Origin of the sequence: Aquimarina spongiae, from assembly GCF_900141785.1 — a bacterium.
In the GTDB taxonomy this organism is placed as follows: domain Bacteria; phylum Bacteroidota; class Bacteroidia; order Flavobacteriales; family Flavobacteriaceae; genus Aquimarina; species Aquimarina spongiae.
The window spans coordinates 99,329-121,401 of sequence record NZ_FQYP01000004.1 but is presented as its reverse complement, the minus strand read 5'-3'; the positions used below and the strand labels follow the sequence as shown (position 1 = coordinate 121,401).

General features: G+C 36.6%; 20 protein-coding genes. 15 read left to right on the top strand and 5 right to left on the bottom strand.

What is annotated here, in order from left to right; all coding sequences use genetic code 11:
- Positions 1-59 precede the first annotated feature (59 nt).
- Together BUE24_RS10305 and BUE24_RS10295 are read right to left on the bottom strand one after the other, a co-directional pair.
- On the bottom strand, positions 60-1,196 hold the full coding sequence (locus tag BUE24_RS10305; RefSeq protein ID WP_073315940.1) for an SPFH domain-containing protein: 1,137 nt from the start codon (positions 1,194-1,196) through the stop codon (positions 60-62).
- A gap of 385 nt (positions 1,197-1,581) precedes the next feature.
- Complete coding sequence (locus BUE24_RS10295; RefSeq protein WP_073315938.1) at positions 1,582-2,064, bottom strand: hypothetical protein; 483 nt, start codon at positions 2,062-2,064, stop codon at positions 1,582-1,584.
- 258 nt (positions 2,065-2,322) lie between these two features.
- Between BUE24_RS10295 and BUE24_RS10285 the strand changes: the two genes are divergently transcribed.
- Together BUE24_RS10285 and BUE24_RS10280 are read left to right on the top strand one after the other, a co-directional pair.
- Entirely contained in the window at positions 2,323-4,059 is a 1,737-nt protein-coding gene (locus BUE24_RS10285) for an AraC family transcriptional regulator (RefSeq protein ID WP_073315936.1), read from the top strand.
- Positions 4,060-4,167: 108 nt separating this feature from the next.
- Positions 4,168-4,365: a hypothetical protein gene (locus tag BUE24_RS10280; protein ID WP_073315935.1), complete on the top strand. Its 198-nt coding sequence runs from the start codon at positions 4,168-4,170 to the stop codon at positions 4,363-4,365.
- A gap of 44 nt (positions 4,366-4,409) precedes the next feature.
- Here BUE24_RS10280 and BUE24_RS10275 read toward each other — a convergent pair whose 3' ends face one another.
- The 3 genes from BUE24_RS10275 to BUE24_RS10265 form a co-directional block, all read right to left on the bottom strand.
- A complete protein-coding gene (locus tag BUE24_RS10275) occupies positions 4,410-5,138 on the bottom strand; it encodes a metallophosphoesterase family protein (RefSeq protein WP_073315934.1) in 729 nt (242 codons plus the stop codon).
- 16 nt (positions 5,139-5,154) lie between these two features.
- Entirely contained in the window at positions 5,155-6,291 is a 1,137-nt protein-coding gene (locus tag BUE24_RS10270) for an ATP-binding protein (RefSeq protein ID WP_073315933.1), read from the bottom strand.
- An 85-nt stretch (positions 6,292-6,376) separates the two neighbouring features.
- The gene (locus BUE24_RS10265) at positions 6,377-7,129 is read right to left on the bottom strand and encodes an SDR family NAD(P)-dependent oxidoreductase (protein ID WP_073315932.1); all 753 of its coding nucleotides are present in this window, start codon (positions 7,127-7,129) and stop codon (positions 6,377-6,379) included.
- Between the two features lie 417 nt (positions 7,130-7,546).
- On the opposite strand from BUE24_RS10265, the gene BUE24_RS10260 reads away from it, so the two are divergent.
- The 13 genes from BUE24_RS10260 (at position 7,547) to BUE24_RS10200 (ending at position 22,029) form a co-directional block, all read left to right on the top strand.
- A complete protein-coding gene (locus BUE24_RS10260) occupies positions 7,547-8,548 on the top strand; it encodes an AAA family ATPase (RefSeq protein ID WP_073315931.1) in 1,002 nt (333 codons plus the stop codon).
- Positions 8,549-8,629: 81 nt separating this feature from the next.
- Positions 8,630-9,496 (top strand): DUF58 domain-containing protein, encoded by an 867-nt coding sequence (locus tag BUE24_RS10255; protein WP_073315930.1) that lies wholly within the window; start codon positions 8,630-8,632, stop codon positions 9,494-9,496.
- Positions 9,497-9,507: 11 nt separating this feature from the next.
- A complete protein-coding gene (locus tag BUE24_RS10250; RefSeq protein WP_073315929.1) occupies positions 9,508-11,151 on the top strand; it encodes a BatD family protein in 1,644 nt (547 codons plus the stop codon).
- A 2-nt stretch (positions 11,152-11,153) separates the two neighbouring features.
- The gene (locus tag BUE24_RS10245) at positions 11,154-12,158 is read left to right on the top strand and encodes a vWA domain-containing protein (protein ID WP_073315928.1); all 1,005 of its coding nucleotides are present in this window, start codon (positions 11,154-11,156) and stop codon (positions 12,156-12,158) included.
- 6 nt (positions 12,159-12,164) lie between these two features.
- Positions 12,165-12,674: a flavodoxin family protein gene (locus BUE24_RS10240; protein ID WP_073315927.1), complete on the top strand. Its 510-nt coding sequence runs from the start codon at positions 12,165-12,167 to the stop codon at positions 12,672-12,674.
- Between the two features lie 65 nt (positions 12,675-12,739).
- On the top strand, positions 12,740-13,774 hold the full coding sequence (locus BUE24_RS10235; protein WP_073315926.1) for a vWA domain-containing protein: 1,035 nt from the start codon (positions 12,740-12,742) through the stop codon (positions 13,772-13,774).
- Complete coding sequence (locus BUE24_RS10230; protein ID WP_073315925.1) at positions 13,764-14,663, top strand: tetratricopeptide repeat protein; 900 nt, start codon at positions 13,764-13,766, stop codon at positions 14,661-14,663. Before BUE24_RS10235 ends, BUE24_RS10230 begins: the two co-directional genes overlap by 11 nt.
- A gap of 54 nt (positions 14,664-14,717) precedes the next feature.
- Positions 14,718-16,484 (top strand): BatD family protein, encoded by a 1,767-nt coding sequence (locus BUE24_RS10225; protein ID WP_073315924.1) that lies wholly within the window; start codon positions 14,718-14,720, stop codon positions 16,482-16,484.
- A 9-nt stretch (positions 16,485-16,493) separates the two neighbouring features.
- Positions 16,494-17,243, top strand: a complete 750-nt coding sequence (locus BUE24_RS10220; RefSeq protein WP_073315923.1) for a tetratricopeptide repeat protein — start codon at positions 16,494-16,496, stop codon at positions 17,241-17,243.
- Positions 17,244-17,324: 81 nt separating this feature from the next.
- Positions 17,325-17,645 carry a hypothetical protein gene (locus BUE24_RS10215; protein ID WP_073315922.1) on the top strand — a complete coding sequence of 107 codons (321 nt, stop codon included), beginning with the start codon at positions 17,325-17,327 and terminating at the stop codon, positions 17,643-17,645.
- A gap of 151 nt (positions 17,646-17,796) precedes the next feature.
- The gene (locus BUE24_RS10210; RefSeq protein WP_073315921.1) at positions 17,797-19,395 is read left to right on the top strand and encodes a SulP family inorganic anion transporter; all 1,599 of its coding nucleotides are present in this window, start codon (positions 17,797-17,799) and stop codon (positions 19,393-19,395) included.
- Between the two features lie 26 nt (positions 19,396-19,421).
- Positions 19,422-20,054 carry a carbonic anhydrase family protein gene (locus BUE24_RS10205; protein ID WP_073315920.1) on the top strand — a complete coding sequence of 211 codons (633 nt, stop codon included), beginning with the start codon at positions 19,422-19,424 and terminating at the stop codon, positions 20,052-20,054.
- A 109-nt stretch (positions 20,055-20,163) separates the two neighbouring features.
- Positions 20,164-22,029: a SulP family inorganic anion transporter gene (locus BUE24_RS10200; protein WP_073315919.1), complete on the top strand. Its 1,866-nt coding sequence runs from the start codon at positions 20,164-20,166 to the stop codon at positions 22,027-22,029.
- Positions 22,030-22,073: the final 44 nt, after the last annotated feature.

Sequence of the window (22,073 nt, the reverse complement as noted above, 5' to 3'; positions counted from 1 at the left end):
CCGATCATTATCCAATAGTGCAATGATCGGGTTTGATGATTTCTATATTATATATCTTATTAGTTCCCAGGTAGTGGTGGTGGTGTACTACCTCCCAAAAATGACTTTAACTCTTCAACATCTTTTAGGGCAGTCCAATTGGCCATTCCTTGTTTCCAAACCAAAGAATCTTTATTTACTGTTCTGTTAGCAAATAGAGCTTTTAATTGATCAAATGAAACAGGGCCTGCCTGTTGTCCATTATGAGCGTAAAAATACTGTACTTGTACGGGCATTGGGGGAGGAGCTGTAGGAGAGGTGGGTTGTACCTGGGCTTGTTGTTGTCCGGCCATTGGATTCATCATACCTCCCATTTGCTGGGCTAGAACAAATCCCATTCCCATTCCCATTCCTGCGCCTGCTGTGCCACCTTCATTAGCTGCTGCAGCTTCGATAGCTTTGGCGGTTTTGAATTTGGTCAACTTGTCCAAATCCAACTTATCAATTCGACTGTATTCAAAAATTTCCTTCTTCAATTCTTCTGGCATCGATACATTTTCGATGAAGAATTTTTCTAATGAAATTCCAACAGAATTAAATTCAGGTTGCATCACCTCCAGACAGGTTTCAGAAAGTTCGGTGGTATTGGCAGCATATAATTCGATAGGCAAATTTGCTTCACCAATAGTATCTGTAAAACGAGTAGATATCAAGCTTTTCAAATGCTCGTTAATTTCAAAATTTGTAAAGTTGGCATCAGTACCTACTACATCGATAATAAACTTACCAGGATCGTTAATTTTGAACGCATAGGTTCCAAAAGCCCTTATCTCTACCAACCCGAAACGATCATCATTGAGTGTAATAGGATTTTTTGTTCCCCATTTTTCGTCGGTAAACAAATGAGTGTTTACAAAATATACTTCAGCTTTAAAAGGACTATTAAAACCGTATTTCCAACCTTTTAAAGTTGCCAAGATAGGCAGATTTTGTGTGTTTAGGGTGTAAGTACCGGGAGCAAATACATCGGCAAGTTTTCCTTCATTAATAAATACAGCAGTTTGCCCTTCTCTTACGATGAGTTGAGCACCGTTTTTTATTTCATTTTGATAACGCTCAAATCGATGAACAATGGTATCATCAGTATGGTCTAACCACTCAATGATATCAATAAATTCGTGGCTGAGTTTTTTCTTTATTTCGTCAAAAATTCCCATGGATTGTCTATTTTATGAATTCGTGTCCTAAATCTACAAAATAGAAATGTCGAAGAAAAATTAATTTTAGATCAATAGAGATGATATCAATACAACAAGCTTCAAAGAAATAAGATCTTCGAAGCTTGTAAATTAAGGACAAACACTCTCTAATAAATGAAAATTAGGAGTTGAAACAAAAGCATTGACCACCGTTGTATATACCACCAGCAAGTCCACATTTACCACGACCACTACCGCAACAAATTTGATCTCCTTTTCGACAAGCGATTCCTATAGGAAGATGGAGAGCAAACCCCTGACCAGTAATATGTTTTTGTTGGTCCCGGTCGATTTTTTCAACGTTTTCAAGATGTAAAATGTTTTTAAGCATGATGATAAAATATTAATGATTAATATCAATCTCTTTATATCTCGACCAGGAGCCAATATCGGTGTTATATAGGCCATAACCAATTAGCCATTTATTTCTTTTATGCCCATCATGTGCAGCGGGTAAAATAAGTGTTGTTGCATTTGAGGGGCGATCGATTGACAAGGTTTTGGTCCACGTATACCCGTCAATAGCTGAATCATATTCTTGATAATAAAGATCGAGATGATATGTACCATTGCCCTGCGCTGCTTGATTTGAAAAATTTGGAGGTAAAATTAGAGTATAAGTTACTTTAGTTGAAGGAGCTGTCTCATTTGGGCCGTATAACCCCGGTACTAAAGTGAAAATTTTGCCATTATCGTTTTCAATGGTTTCAATTTTGAAAGGATTGGTTTCAAGGTCGTGGTTGATGATCTCATCTGTTTCTTCCTTCTCACAAGATGTGAAAACCAAAAGTGCAAAGATTGGTAAAAAATAAAATACTTTTTTCATTTGTTTTAATTTTAAAGATTAATTTGTTAGCTGAAAGTGGACAAATATAGATGTGGTATTTATTTGAAAACAAATGACTTATATCGAAATTCATGAAATCAATGTCGAAATTCATGAATTCCGTTATTTTTATTTTGGGGAGTATTTGCTTTTTAATGAAGTGCCATTTTTTTGGGGTGTAGTTACATTTTTTATGAAACCTGTTATTGGTTCAAAATCTTATATTTGTAGCACTTGCAACTTCTTTTTCGTAAGCAAATGATAGTCTTAATACCCAAAAAAACAAATGGTTTTTTTAGTTTAATTAGTCTGTTTAGGCTATTCACAGTTTTTGTTTTGGGGGTATATACTGCAGTTGGGCAAGAGTCGATTTCTAAGGATTCGTTGCAGAAACTCTCTTACGACGAGTTGTACACTGCCTACAGAAATGCAAATGGGGATACGCTTATATCCAAATTGTATTTATCGACATATCTCGAAAAAGCAATGGCCGATATGGATACGATAAAAATGGCAGAAGCCTATAGTTCTTTATCCTATTATGCGGCCGAGGAATCCGAAAAAATTGCACTCCTGGATTTGGCTATTGCCATTACCAAAAGATTAGATAATGATAGATATCCTATAAAGGCGTACTCTTTTAAGGGAGGGTATTATTTTACAAAAGGGGATTATCAACGTGCCTTAGATAATTATATTCTTGCCTTAGCATTGTCAGAACAAGTACAAAATACCGAGTACATACAAAGTACCAATCATAACATCGCCTGCATAAAAACCAAGATTGATAAGCATGAAGAAGCGCTTACTTTGTTTAAAGAGAATTTTGAATATGAGAGTGATAGAGATGAATTAAATGCGATGTCTTATTTGTTGTCATTAATTCCTATGGCAGAATCCTATCGATATAACAAATTGCTAGATTCGGCTTCTTTCTATAATCATAAAGGGATTGTGATGTCCTTGAAAAGCAAAAAACTTAAACATCATTTTTATGGGAAGCTGGTACTAAATGAAGGAGTTAATTTATTCTTTAAAGAGCATTTTGACCGTGCATACGATAGCATAAACAAAGGAATACGATTACTGAAAGAAGAACAGATAAAAGATAATGAGAGTTATGTACTGGGATCTTTTTATTTGGGTCGGCTTTATCTTAAAAAGGAAGACACACTTCGAGCAGAAAAGGAGTTTTTGGATATGGATGCTCTAATTCAAAAGGATAACATTATTCTTCCTGAAACTAGAAAAGGATATGAGTTTTTGATTGCATGGTATAAGACCAATTCAGAACAAGAAAAGCAATTGACCTATATCAATAGATTGCTTCAATTTGACCGCGTGATTGGAAGTCAAAGAGCATCCGTTTCTACCAAGTTGTTCAAAGAGTTTGACACCCCTTTATTACTAAAAGAAAAAGAAGATGTAATTACTAAACTAGAAGAGAACGCAAGCACCCTTAGTTTTTGGGTGATCATACTGGTTTTATTGTCATTAATGGCTACCGGTTTTACCTATTATCAATTTGTAAAAAGAAAGAAGTACCAACAAAAATTTAATGAACTACTCACCCAGGGAAATAAAAGAGAAGAATCGTCTACAAAATTGGCAGATGATGAAATAGGGATCGCAGACGAGGTAGTTAATGATATTCTTAGCAAACTGGATCAGTTTGAAGAGGAGCTTCAATTTCTTCAGAAGAATATTAGTATTTCCTCTCTTGCAAAAGAAATTAATACGAATACGAAGTATTTATCGAAGGTTATTAATTATCATAAAAATAAGAGTTTCACCAACTACGTTAATGAATTAAGGGTGCAGTATAGTGTAGAACAATTAAAAGAAAATACATCTCTCAAGAATTATACGATACAAGGTATTGCTGAAGAAATGGGTTTTAATAGCGCAGAATCATTTTCGGCGGCCTTTAAAAAGAGCACTGGGATTAAACCTTCTTATTTTATGCGTAAACTTACCTCTTTAAATGTTGAATAATTTATCGAAATTCATGAAATCCATGTAATGTGGCTATGTTAAATAGTTGGTTTTGCTATTCTTATTATACATTTGAGTAGACAACGTAAACCACTATAAGGCAAGGACATGAAAAAAGTAAAAGCAAAAAAATTAGAGCTTAAAAAGCTAAATGTTGCTCAATTAGATCGATTGGATACGATAAAGGGAGCGGGCACCTCTATTTTAACCATTTTAATACAAACTGAGAATCCTCGGGTATGTCCAAAAGATACCGATAAATGTCACACTAATGATTGCCCGGGAACAACAATAATACGCATATAAGGATATGATAAAAGAAAGAGGACTATCGAAGTCCTCTTTTCTATTTAATTTCTTCCTCTTTCTTGTGGGTAAAGTAGATGTACAGGATCACTTTGCCAGTATTCTTTGGTGTCTATATCCATGATAGTTAGAGGGCCTTTGAAAGCTGCTCCTGTATCCATATTCCAAACGCATGCCGCGTTAATAGGTACGGTTTTATTGATTCGAGTAACAGGAGTATGTCCTATGTATATTTCGTCAAAAATCAATAATCTCTTAGGATACCTACAGTCCGTTTTTTCTAGTTGAGCGTCTAGTCCAAGAGCTGTTTCCCAAAGGGTTCTATCCCAGTAAAACAATTTTTCAAAATACTCTCGGTGTGGACCATTCAAATTGGTAAAACCTGCATGCAAAAACAATCGGTTACGATTATCAATATGATAATTAATTAATCCTTCAAAGAAATGCAAGTGAGTTTCAATTTCCTCTTTGGACTTTTTGGCATACGAATTCATGGTAGCTTGACCGCCATGTTTAATCCAATCAGAATTATAGGTGTTTTGAGTCAACCAGGTATAACATAATTCGTCGTGATTTCCTCTTAGAAATGTGCAATTATGTGTAGTGTTTAATTCCATTAAGAAGGAGATCAGCTCAGCACTTTCGCTCCAACCATCCACATAATCTCCGAGGAAAATAAGATGATCATCGGGAGTTACATTTATTTTTTGTATTAATTGTTTCAAGGCTTTTAGTGCGCCGTGAATATCACCTATTACCAAATTTCTGCTCATGTTTTTTTACTAGGTATTAACTGTATCTGACTTTTCTTAAAATTCTTATGCTTTCTTTGTAAAGGGAGTATACTTTACCGTTGTACGTTTTTAGATGGGGTTTGGCGTCTTCAAGTTTTTCTTTTGCTTCTTTAAAATCATTAAAATAACAGATCAGATAAGTTGCAGGGAGGTTTAACAAATCATTCTCTTCGTTTTTTGATAAAGGAATTTTGTTTTTTAACTTATCAATTAGTGCATTATTACTGTTGTACAGGTGATATAAAGTTTTTCGATCAAACTGTGGGGGGTCAAAAAGTAGTTTACTTTCAATATCATAACTCACATTGTCCTTGAAAGTGATGACGACTTCTTCAAGCGGATAATATTTGTAAGTCTCTTGCAATCCAAGTTGTACATATTCTACAATTTTAAACTGATCTTCGGATAAGGATATACTAACTTCATCAAGTTCTGAATAAAACAGCTTAACCTGTTCATTAATCAATGCAATATCGACTCTCGAGTAATAAGCGTCTCCATTTTGTCTTTTTTCTTTGCCAGCCCAGCAAACCACAAAATACTCTTTAAAGACCTTGTAAGTGGGGTTGTAATCTTTTCTGGAATTCATAAAATCAAAAACACCGTCCAGAGTAAGTTCGATATTGTTTTGTGCATGGCTTTCGATAGCGCTTACAATTTCAGAATTGACATCTTTAATTTCGATATCAAAAACTTTGGGCATGCTAATACTACCATCTCTGAAAAAGACCGTTCCTCCATAATATTTCCAGATGTTCTTGCGTAGTGCACATATTTTATTGGACTGTGATCGGATGGATACCAGTCCAACTACTTTGTCTCCAGGCAAATGCGGGAACGGGATATTTTCGTAAGCTACCAAAGGCGGATTTTCAAGATACGCATTAACCAGATTTTGGATTTTGCTATCGTCAAAAAAATCTACACCAACGATCTCATTATCTTCATCTTCAACACCAATCACGATATAAGAGTTGTTTTCGGGATTAGAATTGGATAAAGCACAGATATGTTTCAAAAACTTGGCTTTACCCTCCTTTTCGCCAATATTAAGCTTCCTCTTTTTGTCATAAAAACTATTTTCGTCATTATGAGCGAGTAGGTTCTTGATAAGTAGGCGTTTATTAATCATTCCTTTTACAAATTGCAATCGACATTTTTCCCAATATAAACTTAGCTATTTTTATTCGGCGGACAATGATGTGAAAATAAAGAAATCATAAACTTTTGTTAACCATAGTACTTGTAGCCTGGGCTGTAGGCAACACGATCAAGTCTGAAATATTGACGTGATAAGGTCTGGTAACAACAAAAGCAATGATATCCGCAATGTCATCAGGGGTAAGTGGGTCAAAACCTTTGTACACATTATCTGCTCGATCATCATCTCCTTTAAATCGTACATTGCTGAATTCGGTTTCTACCAAACCAGGATGCACAGCTCCCACCTTTATGCCATACTGATTAAGATCAATAAGCATGGCTTTGTTTACAGCATCTACTGCATGCTTACTGGCACAATAGACATTACCATTGGGGTATACCTCTTTGGCGGCAATAGAACCTATGTTGATGATATGACCCGATTTTTGATTAACCATCTTTGGGATGATCGCTTTTGATACATACAACAACCCTTTTACATTAATATCCATCATAGCATCCCAATCCTCTAGATTTCCGGTTTGTATAGGGTCCAGTCCATGAGCGTTACCTGCGTTATTGATCAAGATATCGATAGTGCCAAAATCAGAAGGAAGACTTTCTATACCATCAAATACAGCTTGCTTATCTCTTACATCAAAAGACAAGGTGTGTACTTGGGTGTGTTCTCCTAATTCCTGTTGTAGTTGATCAAGCCGGTCTGCTCTTCTTCCGCATAGAATTAATTTGTAGTGTAATTTGGCAAATGCAATGGCAGTAGATTTTCCGATGCCACTGGTAGCACCTGTAATTAAGGCTGTTTTCATAGGTGAATACTTATTCTTTTTATTTTAGAAATTCTGATTACTAAAAATGGTCATACCAACCATTAGATATAGCAACATATTGGGAGTATATATTTTCTTTAAAATCGTTTGTTGTAGCCAAAAAATAAAATATAGCTACAGCACAGACAAAAAAGAAAAGCTTTTGATCATGTTGGCTGCTTGAAATGCAACATCTATATCTAGGTTTCGTCTTTGAAATACTCATCGTAGAAACGATGTGAATCAGTATGTCCTGTTTTTTCTGAAACGAGCGTTAAATATACTGTAAAATTTGGGCTTTTGCTTAGTTATATAGGATATATTTAACCTAGAATTAACAGGGTGTCGAAAATTATTTTAACAATTTGCAATGTTGAATTAGTAATGTTAAATTCACGCTTTTAAAATTAAAAATAGATGGAAGAGAACAATTCTATTGATATAGCTTCAATCAACCAAAAAATAGAAAAGGAATCTGCGTTTGTGGATTTATTGACCTTGGAGATGAACAAGGTGATTGTGGGTCAAAAGCACATGGTAGAACGATTGTTGATCGGATTATTGGGTCAAGGGCATATTCTGTTAGAAGGAGTGCCGGGATTGGCAAAGACCTTGGCGATTAATACCTTGTCGAGAGCGGTTCATGGTAGTTTCAGTCGTATTCAGTTTACGCCAGACTTACTTCCTGCCGATGTAGTAGGAACCTTGATATATAACATAAAAGAGAACGATTTCTCTATCAAAAAAGGACCTATTTTTGCCAACTTCGTATTAGCAGATGAGATCAACCGTGCTCCTGCAAAGGTACAAAGTGCATTGCTAGAGGCCATGCAGGAAAAGCAAGTAACCATTGGTGATGAGACTTTTATTCTAGACAAACCATTTTTGGTAATGGCTACGCAAAACCCGGTAGAGCAAGAAGGAACGTATCCACTACCAGAAGCACAGGTAGACCGTTTTATGCTGAAAACCGTGATCGATTATCCAAAACTGGATGAGGAGCAGTTAATCATTCGTGCCAACCTGAAAGGATCTTTTGAAAAAGTAAATCCGGTAGTCTCTCTAGAGCAAATTCTGAATGCTCAAAAAGCAGTGAGAGAAGTATACATGGATGAGAAGATTGAAAAATATATTCTGGATATCATTTTTGCTACTCGTTATCCAGAAAAATACGGTTTAGAAGATTTAAAACCATTGATTAACTTCGGAGCTTCTCCTCGTGGTAGTATCAATCTGGCAACAGCAGCAAAATGCTATGCTTTTATCAAAAGAAGAGGATATGTAATTCCAGAAGATGTACGAGCAGTAATACATGATGTATTGCGTCATCGTATCGGAATTACGTACGAAGCTGAAGCCGAAAATGTAACTTCTGAAGATATTATCAATAAGATCGTTAACGAGATCGAAGTACCATAGGGTTTTTAGGTTTTCGAAGAATGATTACACAGATACTTAATTCAATCATTCGTCAAAAAATCAGAATCGTAAAGAAATGCAATGGATACTAAGGAGTTACTAAAGAAAGTTCGAAAAATTGAGATCAAAACACGTCGGTTAAGTGATCACATCTTTGGAGGAGAATATCATTCTACCTTCAAGGGAAGAGGTATGACCTTTAGTGAAGTGCGACAATATCAGTTTGGAGATGACGTGCGTAATATAGATTGGAATGTTACCGCGCGTTATAATGAACCTTATGTAAAGGTTTTTGAAGAAGAGCGAGAACTTACCATGATGTTGATGGTAGACGTTTCGGGATCTCAGTTATTTGGTACTCAACAACAATTTAAAAAAGAAATCATTACCGAAATAGCGGCTACTTTGGCGTTTTCGGCTACGCAAAATAACGACAAAATAGGATTAATTTTGTTTACCGACGAGATCGAACTGTTTATTCCACCAAAAAAGGGAAGGTCTCATGTTTTACGGATCATTAGAGAGCTTTTGGAGTTTGAACCTAAAAGCAAAAAGACCAATATTACCGAGGCACTGAAGTTTCTTTCGAATGTAATGAAAAAGAAAGCCATCGTTTTTATACTGTCTGATTTTGTTGCGGACGAATATCAGCAAACGCTCAAAATTGTTTCAGGAAAACACGATGTAACCGGAATACGAGTTTATGATCGGTACGAAGAAGAGATTCCTAATCTTGGGATGGTGCAGATGGAAGACGAAGAAACCGGAGAGTTGCTTTTGGTCAATACAGGTTCTAAAAAAATACGCCAGAATTATAGCAAGTACTATAATGAGCAGATCAACTATTTCAAAGATAGCTTTAATCGAAGTGGAGCGGGATCGCTAAGCAGCAGGATTGATGAAAGTTATGTAAAAAAATTACTAGGATATTTTAAAAGAAGAGGATAGTAGCACTATTAATGAAGAATAATCGATTACCACATACAAAAAAACAAAACCTAAAAGTAGTTCCGTTCTTTCTGTGGGTAGTTTTTTCTTTATTGACTACCGCAGGTTATGCGCAGGTAAAGGGAACTATTGATTCCACTTCTATCAAAATCGGGGAAGAAATTCGATATAAGATGGAAGTGCAAGCAGATTCTACACAGATTGTAGTTTTTCCAGAAGGGCAAACATTCATGCCACTAGAGGTTATCGATTCGTATACCATCGATACGGCTAGAAATGATAACCGATACAGTCTTATTAAGGAGTATGCACTGACACAGTTTGATTCGGGACAATATACCATACCTCGACAAAAAGTGATGGTTGGGGATCAAGTATTTTTTACCGATTCATTAAAGGTAGAGGTGCGAGATGTTTTGGTAGATACCACCAAACAAAAAATGTATGAGATCAAACCTCTGGTCGAGGTTGATGCTTCTTTTTTTAATTTGAAAAAATACATTTGGTGGATTTTGATTCCGTTGGTATTGCTGGGAGCAATTGCATTTTTTGTCTTCCGAAGAAAAAAGAAGAAACAGGCCAAAGAGGAAGAATTGCCAGCCTATGAAAGAGCTATGCTTGCGTTGCGAAGAATAGACGAATCTCATTTACTCGAAGAAGATTCTCATAAAGAATATTATTCCCAACTTAGTGACACCGCAAGAAAATATATCGACGAAGAGGTGTATGATCATGCTATGGAGAGTACTACCGACGAGTTGATCGCCAAGTTGGACGAAGAAATTAAATCTGGAGCTCTAGATTTAGACAAACAAACCATAGAAGAGCTAAAAAGCGTTCTGAAAACTGCCGATATGGCCAAATTCGCTAAATCAAAACCAGATATTGGGACGGCAAAAGCGGATCGAAATGTGATCGAACGAGTGATTACCGAAACCAAAGAGGCAATTCCAGAGCCAACCGAAGAAGAACTTTTGGCGGATGAGGAATACAGAAAGACAATTGCAGAGAAAAAGAGGAAGAAGAAGATCATTCTGGGGAGTTTGACAGGAATAGGAGTTGTAGCGATTACCCTTGTTACCTTTATCTTAATCAAAGGGTATGATGTGGTAAAAGATTCGTTACTAGGGCACCCAACCAAGGAGCTGGCAGAAAGCCAATGGATATCTAGTGCGTATGGATCTCCACCCGTTACAATCTCTACCCCAAAAGTATTGATCAGAAATGAGTATCAATTGACCGAGGAGCAAAAGCAAATCCTTAAAGGAAACGAAACCTTTGCCTACGGAAGCATACTTGGTAATTTTTATGTAGTGGTAAGTACCTTATCATATCAGCAACAAACAGAGGTTGATCTTAAAAAAGCAGTAGAAGGTAGTGTAGGATATCTAGAAGGGAATGGAGCCAAAAATATTTCGGTAAAAAATGAAGAATACCAGACCCTGGGTGGTGCAAAAGGAGTAAAAGTTTTTGGAAATTTTGAGATTACCAACCAAGTAAAACAAACCACTCAAAAGAATGAATATGTGATGCTTAATTTTGCCGAACAAGGAGGATTTCAGCAAATCACAGTGGTGTATGATATAGAAGATCGTTATGCCAGAGATGTGGCCCAACGTATTATTAATTCTGTAGAACTAAGAAATCCCAAATAGCAATGTTTGAAAACTTTACATTCGAAAATCCACAGTTTTTCTGGTTGTTTTTGTTGCTACCATTGGCGATAGCTTGGTTTATATGGAAACGCAATAAACAACAGGCCGAGCTCAAAATATCTAGTATCAAAGGTTTTAAGGTTGCTGGTAGCTGGTTAACAAAACTAAAACCACTTTTGTTTGCGTTACGATTAATTGCAATGGCGTTAATCATAACTGCGCTGGCAAGACCAAGAACAGTAGATGTATCTACAAAGACCAAGACGACCAAAGGTATAGATATTGTAATGGCTATCGATGTTTCTGCCAGTATGCTTGCCAAAGATTTGCGACCAAATCGCCTTGAAGCCTTAAAGGAGGTAGCAGCAGAATTTATAAAAGATAGACCTAATGATCGAATCGGGTTAGTAGTATATGCGGGAGAAAGTTTTACCAAAACACCAATTACAAGTGATAAATCTATTGTTTTGAATAGCATGAAAGATGTGCGCTATGACAATGTTTTGGAAAACGGAACAGCCATTGGGATGGGATTAGCAACATCCGTAAACAGGCTTAAGGATAGTAAAGCTAAGAGCAAGGTGATCATATTACTTACCGATGGATCTAATAATGCCGGATTTATCGATCCTAAAATTGCTTCAGAACTAGCGGTAGAATATGGTGTTAAAACCTATACGATTGGCTTAGGAACCAATGGGATGGCGCTGGCACCTGTTGCTATATTACCCAACGGTTCTTTCCAGTACGGAAGGGTGCAGGTAGAAATTGATGAAGAATTGTTGAAGGAAATTGCCAAAGCAACCGGAGGAAAATATTTTAGAGCAACTAATAACAAAAAATTAGAAGAAATCTATCAGGAAATTGATAAATTAGAAAAAACGGATATCGAAGAGTTTAAGTTTTATAACTACGAAGAAAAATTCAGGTCCCTGGTGCTACTTGCTGGATTGTTGATTTTTGTCGAGTTTTTGCTTCGATACACCGTATTTAGAAGTTTTGTGTAAAAATTGATGAATAAAGGAATAATACTAGTTGGTAGCTCACGCAGTAATGGAGATACATCCAAAGTGGTAACGTATCTTCAGGAGATTACCGGTTTTGAAGCTGTAGATCTTAGTCAAAAAGACATTGGTTATTTTGATTATGAATTTAAAAATAAGGATGATGATTTTAATTATCTCTTTAAAGGGATAGTGCAAAATTACCAAACGATCATTTTTGCTACTCCTGTATATTGGTATACAATGAGTGCAACAATGAAGACATTTTTGGATCGAATTTCAGATTTTTTGTATCAGGAAAAGGACTTTGGTCGTATGCTTCGAGGAATGAATATGGGTATGTTGAGCTGCAGTAACAGTGATGATCGCCCAGAAGAGTTTCATTTGCCATTTTCAAGAAGTGCTTCTTATTTGGGCATGAATTATTTGGGAGATGTGCATTCCTGGGTAAAAGATGATGAAATTCCTGCTGATGTGAAAGAAAAGATTAATGCTTTTGCATTGCAGATAAAAAGTTGAGTTAATAATTGTAACAATACGTGAGATCCAAGGTTGTAATATATAGAGGATAACACAGATAACATATGTATCTATTAGAAGAAAAAATATACTTTTGGTTATTACTGGGGATTCCGGTGCTCATACTCATGTTTTTAGGAGTGTTGGTATGGAAAAAGACGATGCAAAAAAAGTTCGCCAACCCAGAATTGCTGAAGAAATTAAGTCCTAATCGCTCTGTTTTCAAATCGATACTGAAGATTGCTGTAATTAGTCTGGCTTTAGCCTGCCTGGTGATGGCTTTGGTCAACCCAAAAATCGGAACCAAGCTGGAAACGGTAAAACGAGAAGGGGTAGATGTTGTTTTTGCTATTGATGTTTCCAAAAGTATGTTGGCAGAGGATATTGCGCCTAATCGATTAGAAAAATCGAAACAATTAGTGACTCAGATTATCAATAATCTGGCAAGCGATAGAATCGGAATCATCGCTTATGCGGCTAGTGCATTTCCACAGTTGCCGATTACAACAGATTATGCTTCGGGTAAAATGTTCCTTCAATCCATGAATACCGATATGTTATCTTCACAAGGAACGGCAATCTATGAGGCGATAGAATTGGCAAAAACTTATTACAACGACGAAGAGCAAACCAATAGGGTGTTGTTTATTGTGAGCGATGGTGAAGATCACGAAGGAAATGTACAAGCCATTGCTGAAGAAGCAGCAGAAGAAGGGATCAAAATTTTTACCATTGGTGTAGGATCCCAAAAAGGAGGACCAATCCCCATAAAAAGAAATGGAATTGTACAGTCCTACAAAAAGAATAGCCAGGGAGAGACGGTAATTACAAAATTGAATGCGTCAATTTTGCAGGAAATTGCCAACGAAGCCGATGGCACATATATTGAAGGGAGAAATACCAGTAATGTGGTAGAAGAGGTAACGACCATATTACAAAATATGGATAAGAAAGAGTTTGAAGCAAAGCAGTTCGCAGATTTCAAAGATCAGTTTCAATGGTTTTTGGGAGCAGGGCTTTTATTGTTGTTCTTAGATATTTTCTTGTTGGAGAGAAAGACATCCTGGTTAAAGAAGTTAAACCTTTTTAATGAGCAATAAGATGAAATATTATAGCATTATCATATCGTTGTTTGTATTTGGATTGAGTTTTGCACAAGAGCAGAACCTCGAGGAGTTGGCTAATGAAGCAAGACAATTTGTAGCAACAGGTAATGAGGTGCTTACCAGAGATGGTAATTTCCCAAAGGCTGAAGGAGAGTACAGAAAGGCTATTGCCAAAAACCCTGTAGATCCCACAGCAAAATATAATCTTGCCAATGCCTATTACAATTCAGAAAAATATGACGAGGCACATCTGCGTTATAAGGAGGCAGCAAAAATAGAAACGGCGACCAAATCCGAAAAACATAAGGCATTTCATAATCAAGGAAATACCTATATGGAACAAAAGAAGTATAAAGAAGCGGTCGAAGCCTATAAAAATGCACTTCGTAATAATCCCAAGGATGATGAAACCCGTTATAACCTAGCTTTGGCCAAAAAGATGCTGGAAGAAGAGCAACAGCAAAATGACCAAAACCAGGATGATCAAGATCAGGACCAGGATCAAAACGAAGATCAGCAAAATCAGGACAATCAGGATCAGAAAGAAGGAGATGATAAGCAGGATCAAAAAGGAGATGATGGTGACAATGAACAGGATCAGCAGAATGATAAGGAAGAGGGCGAAGACGATAAGGATAAAGGCGATCAGGAGAAAGATGATAAAGGAGAGCCTAAAGATGAAGAAAAGGATCAGGGACAAGGTGAAAATGAAAAACAAGAACAGCCTCAGGATCAAAAACCACAACAGGCACAAGGACAGCTATCTCCTCAGCAGGTAAAAAGTCTATTGGAGGCCATGAATAATGAAGAAAAGAAAGTTCAGGATAAGATAAATGCCAAAAAAGCACAAGGGCAAAAGGTACGTACCGATAAAGACTGGTAAGTATATCGTCTTCCCTAAAGCTTTTGATGAAGTGAAAGAGAAAAAATAAAACGAATGAAACTAAAACTAATTTTTCTAACCCTAGTACTCGCAGTAACTCAGTTTACCGTTGCGCAGGTAAAGTTTGAAGCTAAGGTGAGTAAGAAAAAGTTGGGCGTAAACGAAAGATTACGCGTGGATTTCGAGATGAATAAGGATGGAGATAACTTTACACCTCCTTCTTTTTCGGGATTTACGGTTGTAGGTGGTCCTAATCAATCCATTAGTAATTCTTGGATCAACGGTAAAAGATCCTATTCAAAAACGTTTAGCTATTTTCTAGAACCCACTCGAAGAGGTAGAATCACCATCAAACAAGCGACCATAGAGATTGATGGGCAAACCTATAAAACCTTGCCAGTACAAGTAGAAATAACAGCAGCTGTCGATAAGCCAAAAGATGGAAATAACTCTGATTTTGTAGCCAGCGAGAATTTACATTTGGTTGCCGAAGTGTCCAAAGGAAATCCTTATCTCAATGAAGCGATTACAGTAGTTTATAAACTGTATGTAAGCCCAAGGATCAGTGTGAGTAATTGGCGGGAGTTGGACAGTCCAACCTATAGTGATTTTTGGAGTCAGGCCATTGATATGAAGCAACTGAAGATCGAAAATGGAGAATATAAAGGAGAACCTTATCGATTTGTAGTACTGCGCAAAACCGTATTGTATCCTCAAAAAACGGGGAAATTAAACATAGAACCTTTAACTCTTACGGTCTCTGTAGATGTGCCTACCAAACGAAGAGATATCTTTGGGGGTAGACTATATTCTACAGTAAACAAGACCGTGGCTGCCGGTAATAGAACGATTAATGTAAAACCTTTGCCACAACAAGGAAGGCCTGATGATTTTTCAGGGGCAGTGGGATCTTTTGATTTTAAGGTAACTACCAACAAACGAGAATTGGATGCTACAGAGTCACTAGAAGCCAAAGTATCGGTAACAGGTAATGGTAACCTGAAGTTGTTCGATTTACCAAAATTAAGTGTTCCCAACGGATTAGAGCAGTACGAACCTGAACATAATGAGCGTGTAAGAACTAACCTTACCGGAATGGCAGGAAATATTGGAGACACTTATACCTTGGTACCGCAGTATAAGGGTAAATATCCTTTACCATCGATTTCTTTCTCTTATTTTGATCTGAAAACAGAGAGTTACAAGCGCATTACTTCTGATGAGATCATAATTAATGTAAAAACAGGACCAGATGGTGGCGATGTGGTAAGCACAACAGAAGCTACCAATAGTGGTAAAAAGCTGGTAACACAAACGGGTACGCAATTCAGATTTTTGAAGCTGGATGCTAATCTCGAACCCATTCAAAAAGAACATTTCTTCAAGTCTACTGCATATTGGGTAGCACTAACTGCACCTTTGTTAGCAATTCCCCTATTTTTATTCTTTGGTAAGAAAAGAGAAGAACGTCTTAACGATATTAGCGGGAATAGAGTTAGAAAAGCAGATAAACTAGCGCGTAAATACCTTTCTGAGGCAAAGAAAAATTTAGGAAATCAAAAAGAGTTTTATATCGCTATGGAAAGAGCACTTCATAATTATCTTAAGGCGAAGTTGCAAATCCAAACCAGTGAGATGAGCAAAGATCGAATACAACGATTGCTAAAAGAAAGAGAAGTTGATGATACCACAGCAATAGAATTTATAGGATTGTTAGAAAGTTGTGAGTTTGCAAGATATACTCCTTCATCTACTTCGGCGATGCAGCAAGATTATGATAAAGCTTCTAGAGTGATTGCTAGTATCGATAAACAATTATAAAAATATACCGTGAAACAAATAGTTAACATACTAGTTTTTATAGCATGCTTCTCTGGTTTTTCGCAGCATACAGAAAAGTTTCAAAGAGCTAATGCATTATATAATCAGGAAAAATACCAGGAGGCTATAGACGCCTATAGATCTATTTTGGATGCTGGTCAGGAGTCAGCAGCGCTATATTATAATCTTGGAAATGCGCATTATAAGCTCAGTAATGTAGGGCCTAGTATTTATTACTTCGAAAAGGGGTTAGAATTGGCTCCAAATGACGAAGATATCCAAAACAACTTGGTTTTTGCTCAAAACGCTACAATAGATGCCATTGATGCGATACCCGAAGGATTCATCTCGGGTACCTTAAATCGATTTACCTCATTGTTTTCGTTTGACGGTTGGGCATGGGCTTCTGTATTGTGTGTTATAAGCTTTGTAGTATTATTTATTTTGTACTACGTGGCTAGAACTTCCTCAAAAAAGCGTTTATTTTTTGTGGCTAGTTGGGCAATCGTTTTGATTGGATTATTCTCAATATTTTTTGCTTTCAGACGGTTTGATAACATACAAAACAATCAGTTTGCGATCATTTTTGCGCAGGAAACAACCATCAAGAGTGAACCAAATCTTCGAAGTGAAGACATTTTTCAATTGCATGAAGGAACAAAAGTAGAAGTTACCGAGACTGTAAATAATTGGAAAAAGATAAAACTTACTGACGGAAAAATAGGTTGGATTCCTTCTGAAGACCTGAAAGAATTGTAATATTCGGGCAAATTTACGATTGATTTAACAGAATTTGAAAGTAATACTGTTATTTTAGCTTCTCAAAATTTAGTATAGTTGATGTTCAAGCCTCAAATAGCTCGTTTGTTAATCATGTTAGGATTCCTTCTACATTTATCCTATTATGGGGCTGGATTAATTGATTTTTACGTTTGTGAAGATAAATCCTCTATCGTCTTAGAGGAAACAGAGAGTTCTGAACAGCAGGAAAAAGAAAATTCAGAAAAAGAAGACGTAAAAGAGAAAGATAAAATTTCACAAGACTTCGATCAAAGACTTACGAGATGGGTGGATAATAGTATCAATACGTATCCTGACCTGTTTACCTCAAATATCTCGGTATATCTGGAACATAAGACGCCTCCTCCAGAATTCGCCTAGTTTTTACCGTAACCAATCAATGATGTCTACTTGAGCATATACGCTTAGGTAGCGGTTGATATTGTTTTTTTACCGAAACAAAACATTTTTTTATTCGATTGTACTTTTTAAAACTCAGATAAAAGCACAAACAACCAAATAGATTTATATTATGAGCGTTTTTAAAACATTAAAAAATGATTTACCGGCAAGTATTGTCGTGTTTTTTGTAGCATTACCATTATGTTTGGGTATTGCACTTGCCAGTGGAGCTCCATTATTTTCTGGATTGATAGCAGGGATAGTAGGAGGTATAGTTGTAGGTATTCTTAGTGGTTCTCAAATCGGAGTAAGTGGTCCGGCAGCGGGTCTTGCGGCTATTGTATTATCCGCTATTGGTGCACTGGGAGGTTTCGAAAATTTCTTGGTAGCTGTAGTACTAGGAGGAGCAATTCAAATAGCTTTTGGACTTCTTAAAGCCGGAATTATTGGATATTATTTTCCGTCATCAGTAATCAAAGGAATGCTAACAGGTATTGGAATTATTATCATTCTAAAACAAATACCCTACTTTTTTGGTTTGGACAAAAATCCAGAAGGTAATTTTGCCTTTTTACAATTGGATGGAGAAAACACTTTAACAGAACTATTAAAGACTATAAATGCCGTAATTAGCGGAAATGTGAGTGTAGGAGCAACAGTGATTGCTTTGATCGCATTGGGGATATTAATCCTTTGGAATAAGGTTTTATCAAAAAAGGGTAAAATTTTCCAACTTATTCAAGGTCCTTTGGTAGCTGTGGTCGTTGGTATATTGTTTTATGTTTTTACCAAGGATGGTGCGTTAAATATTACTAAAGATCATTTGGTAGCCGTTCCTATTCCGGATGGTATTGATAGCTTTTTAGGGCAATTTAGCTTTCCTAATTTTGCTGTAATTACAAATACAGATATTTGGATCACTGCATTTACTATTGCATTAGTAGCAAGTTTAGAAACACTATTATGTGTTGAAGCAACCGATAAACTAGATCCTGAAAAAAGAGTTACACCTACCAACCGAGAATTATTGGCTCAAGGAGCAGGAAATATGATTTCAGGATTTATTGGCGGACTACCGATTACACAGGTAATTGTTCGTAGTTCTGCAAATATTCAATCTGGAGGACGCAGCAAAATGTCTGCTATTATTCATGGTTTCTTTTTGTTGATTTCAGTTATCTTAATCCCAACACTCTTGACAAAAATTCCATTATCTGTACTTGCTGCCATCTTATTTATTGTAGGATATAAATTGGCAAAACCAGCGTTGTTTAAAACTATGTACAATTTAGGTTGGAAACAATTTATCCCGTTTGTAGTTACTGTATTAGGTATTGTGTTTATAGATCTTTTATGGGGTATTGGTTTAGGGCTAATGGTAGGAATTGTTGTTATCCTTATCAAGAGTTATCAAAATTCACACTTCCTGCATATGGAAGATGTTAGTAATGGTAAGCATCGCGTAAATATGACATTGGCAGAAGAAGTAACTTTTTTCAATAAAGGAGCAATTCTTAAAGAATTGGATCGATTACCAGAAGAAACTTACTTAACCTTGGATGTTAGGAAGACTAGATATTTGGATAATGATATCATAGAAATTTTAGAAGACTTCTCTGAAAAGGCAAAGAATAGAAGAATAGATATCAAATTGATTTCTGAAAGAGGTGAGATTGAAAACCCCGATAGTTATATCCAGTTTTTTAAATTACGACCTCGAACCGCATAAAATTAATAATATTAGTAACTACACACATGAAAGCACTTACAAAAGAAACACAAGCAGCAATTACTCCACAAAAGGCAGTAGAGTTGCTTAAAGAAGGAAACGAAAGATTTCAAAAAAGCTTAAAAGCGGATCGGGATCTTTTGGAACAAGTAACAGATACAAAATCTGGTCAGTATCCTTTTGCTACGATATTGAGTTGTATAGATTCTCGAGTATCTTCAGAATTGATTTTTGATCAAGGGATAGGAGATATTTTTAGCGCAAGAGTAGCTGGTAATTTCGTAAATGAAGATATCCTGGGAAGTATGGAATTCGCATGTAAATTGGCAGGTACCAAGTTGGTATTAGTATTAGGACATACTAGTTGTGGAGCCGTAAAAGGAGCTTGTGATGATGCAAAATTAGGAAACCTTACTGCATTGATCAGTAAAATAAAACCAGCTGTAGCAGCGGTTACCGAACCTGCTGACGCTGCAGAACGTACTTCAAAAAATATTGATTTTGTAAACGAAGTCGCTGTTAAGAATGTACACATGACTATCGATAATATCAGAACCCAAAGTGCCGTGCTCAAAGAGATGGAAGACAATGGGGAAATCCTGATTCTAGGAGGAATGTATGATATTAATGACGGGAAAGTGACCTTCTTTGAAGCATAAGACATTTATAATTTTTTAGAAAAAGAGCTGTTGCGTGTGTGCGACAGCTCTTTTTTTATTGGTATTTTTGATTTTGAAATAAGGAAAACAAACACAAACTATAGCCAATATGAAGGGTTTTTTCAAACATTTAAAAGGGGACGTCTTTGGTGGGTTAACCGCCGGTATCGTTGCATTACCATTAGCACTTGCATTTGGAGTATCTTCTGGATTAGGACCTAGCGCAGGTTTATATGGAGCTATCTTTATTAGCTTTTTTGCCGCGCTTTTTGGAGGTACAAATACTCAGATTTCTGGTCCTACAGCACCAATGACCGCAGTAAGTATGTTAATCATTGCAGGTTTAATTGGAGCACACAACGGAGATGTTAATGCTGCATTGCCAGCAATACTAACCGTTTTTTTACTAGCAGGGATCATACAAATTGGACTGGGTGTTGTTGGCGTAGGAAAGTATATTCGATATATCCCTTATCCCGTGGTTTCTGGATTTATGACTGCAATTGGGGTAATGATTCTTATTACGCAGTTCTTGCCGGCCTTGGGGTACTACCCAAAGGAGGATAAAGCTTTTGTAAGTAAGTTTATGCCTGAGGCAGAAGAAGTAATTTTGAATAAGATCCTTAAGGATGAAGCTGGTGAAGGGATTTTGGTATTAGGAGATTTTAAAGAAACGATCAAAAGAGCAGAGAAGATTACTCCGGGAGAAGTTGAATTAGAAGCTACAGCTTTGGCAGGAAACTACTCCTCGGGAGTGGTAGGTTCTTTAAAAAGTTTACCAAACGCATTAGGTAATATCAACTATTTAGAGCTTATACTATGTCTTGCCACCATACTGGTTGTATATGGTTTTAAACGAATAACAAAAGCAATACCGAGCACTTTGGTTGCTTTACTATTGGTATCTGGTATCGCTTATGGGTTTAATTTGGATTATCGACCCATACAGGAAATACCAAGTGGGTTCCCAAAATTCAATCTTTCTATATTTTCGGACTTTAGTTTAGGCTCTGTGGCGCCCTATATCTTTTCGGCACTAACACTTTCTATATTGGGAGCTATAGACTCTCTTTTGACTTCGGTGGTAGCTGATAATATGACCAAGACCAAACACAATCCTAATAGAGAATTAGTGGGGCAAGGAATAGGGAATAGTATTGCTGCACTATTTGGTGGAATACCTGGTGCCGGAGCTACTATTCGTACTGTAGTAAATATCAATGCCGGAGGGAAATCAAAACTATCCGGAATGATTGCAGGAGTACTGTTGTTGATTGTTTTATTAGCTCTAGGGCCTGTTGCTTCACAAATTCCGGCGGCTGTACTAGCTGGAATTCTAATTACTGTGGGAATCGGAGTAATGGATTACAAAGGATTAAGAGCCATCCCTCATATGCCAAAAATAGAGGTAGTGATCATGCTTATTGTATTGGTATTATCCGTTACCTGGAATTTGATCTATGCGGTTGGGATTGGATTGATTATCGCATCTTTGATCTTTATGAAAAAAATGGGAGATGTTACTGCTCGACAATCTAAGTTAGTATCTCTGGATGGGGTAGAACATACTCCAAAGATCGAAAAACTATGGAAGGATGAAACTAATTTTCCAAAAGAGCTACAAGAAGAGATTTTTATCAAGCACCTTAGTGGGCCGGTATTTTTTGGTGCTACAAGCGAATTACAGGAGCTTGCTAGCCAGATCCCCGAAACGGCAGCCCATGTGATCATACGAATGGATAAAGTGCCTTATATGGATCAATCCGGGGTATATGTTCTTGAGGAGATTTTACTAGGTCTGGATCAAAAAGGTATAGATTCTTCTATTGTAGGGATACAGCAACAACCTTTGTATCTCACCAAAAAGATGAATATTATCCCAGATTTGGTGCCCGAGCATTTCGTATTCAAAGACTTTGATTCTTGTATTGGTGCAGTGCGTCAAATTGTAATCGAAAAGATAGGAAAGGGATAAATTTCCTTATCGATATTATGTAATAAGATATGCAAAAAGGCCTT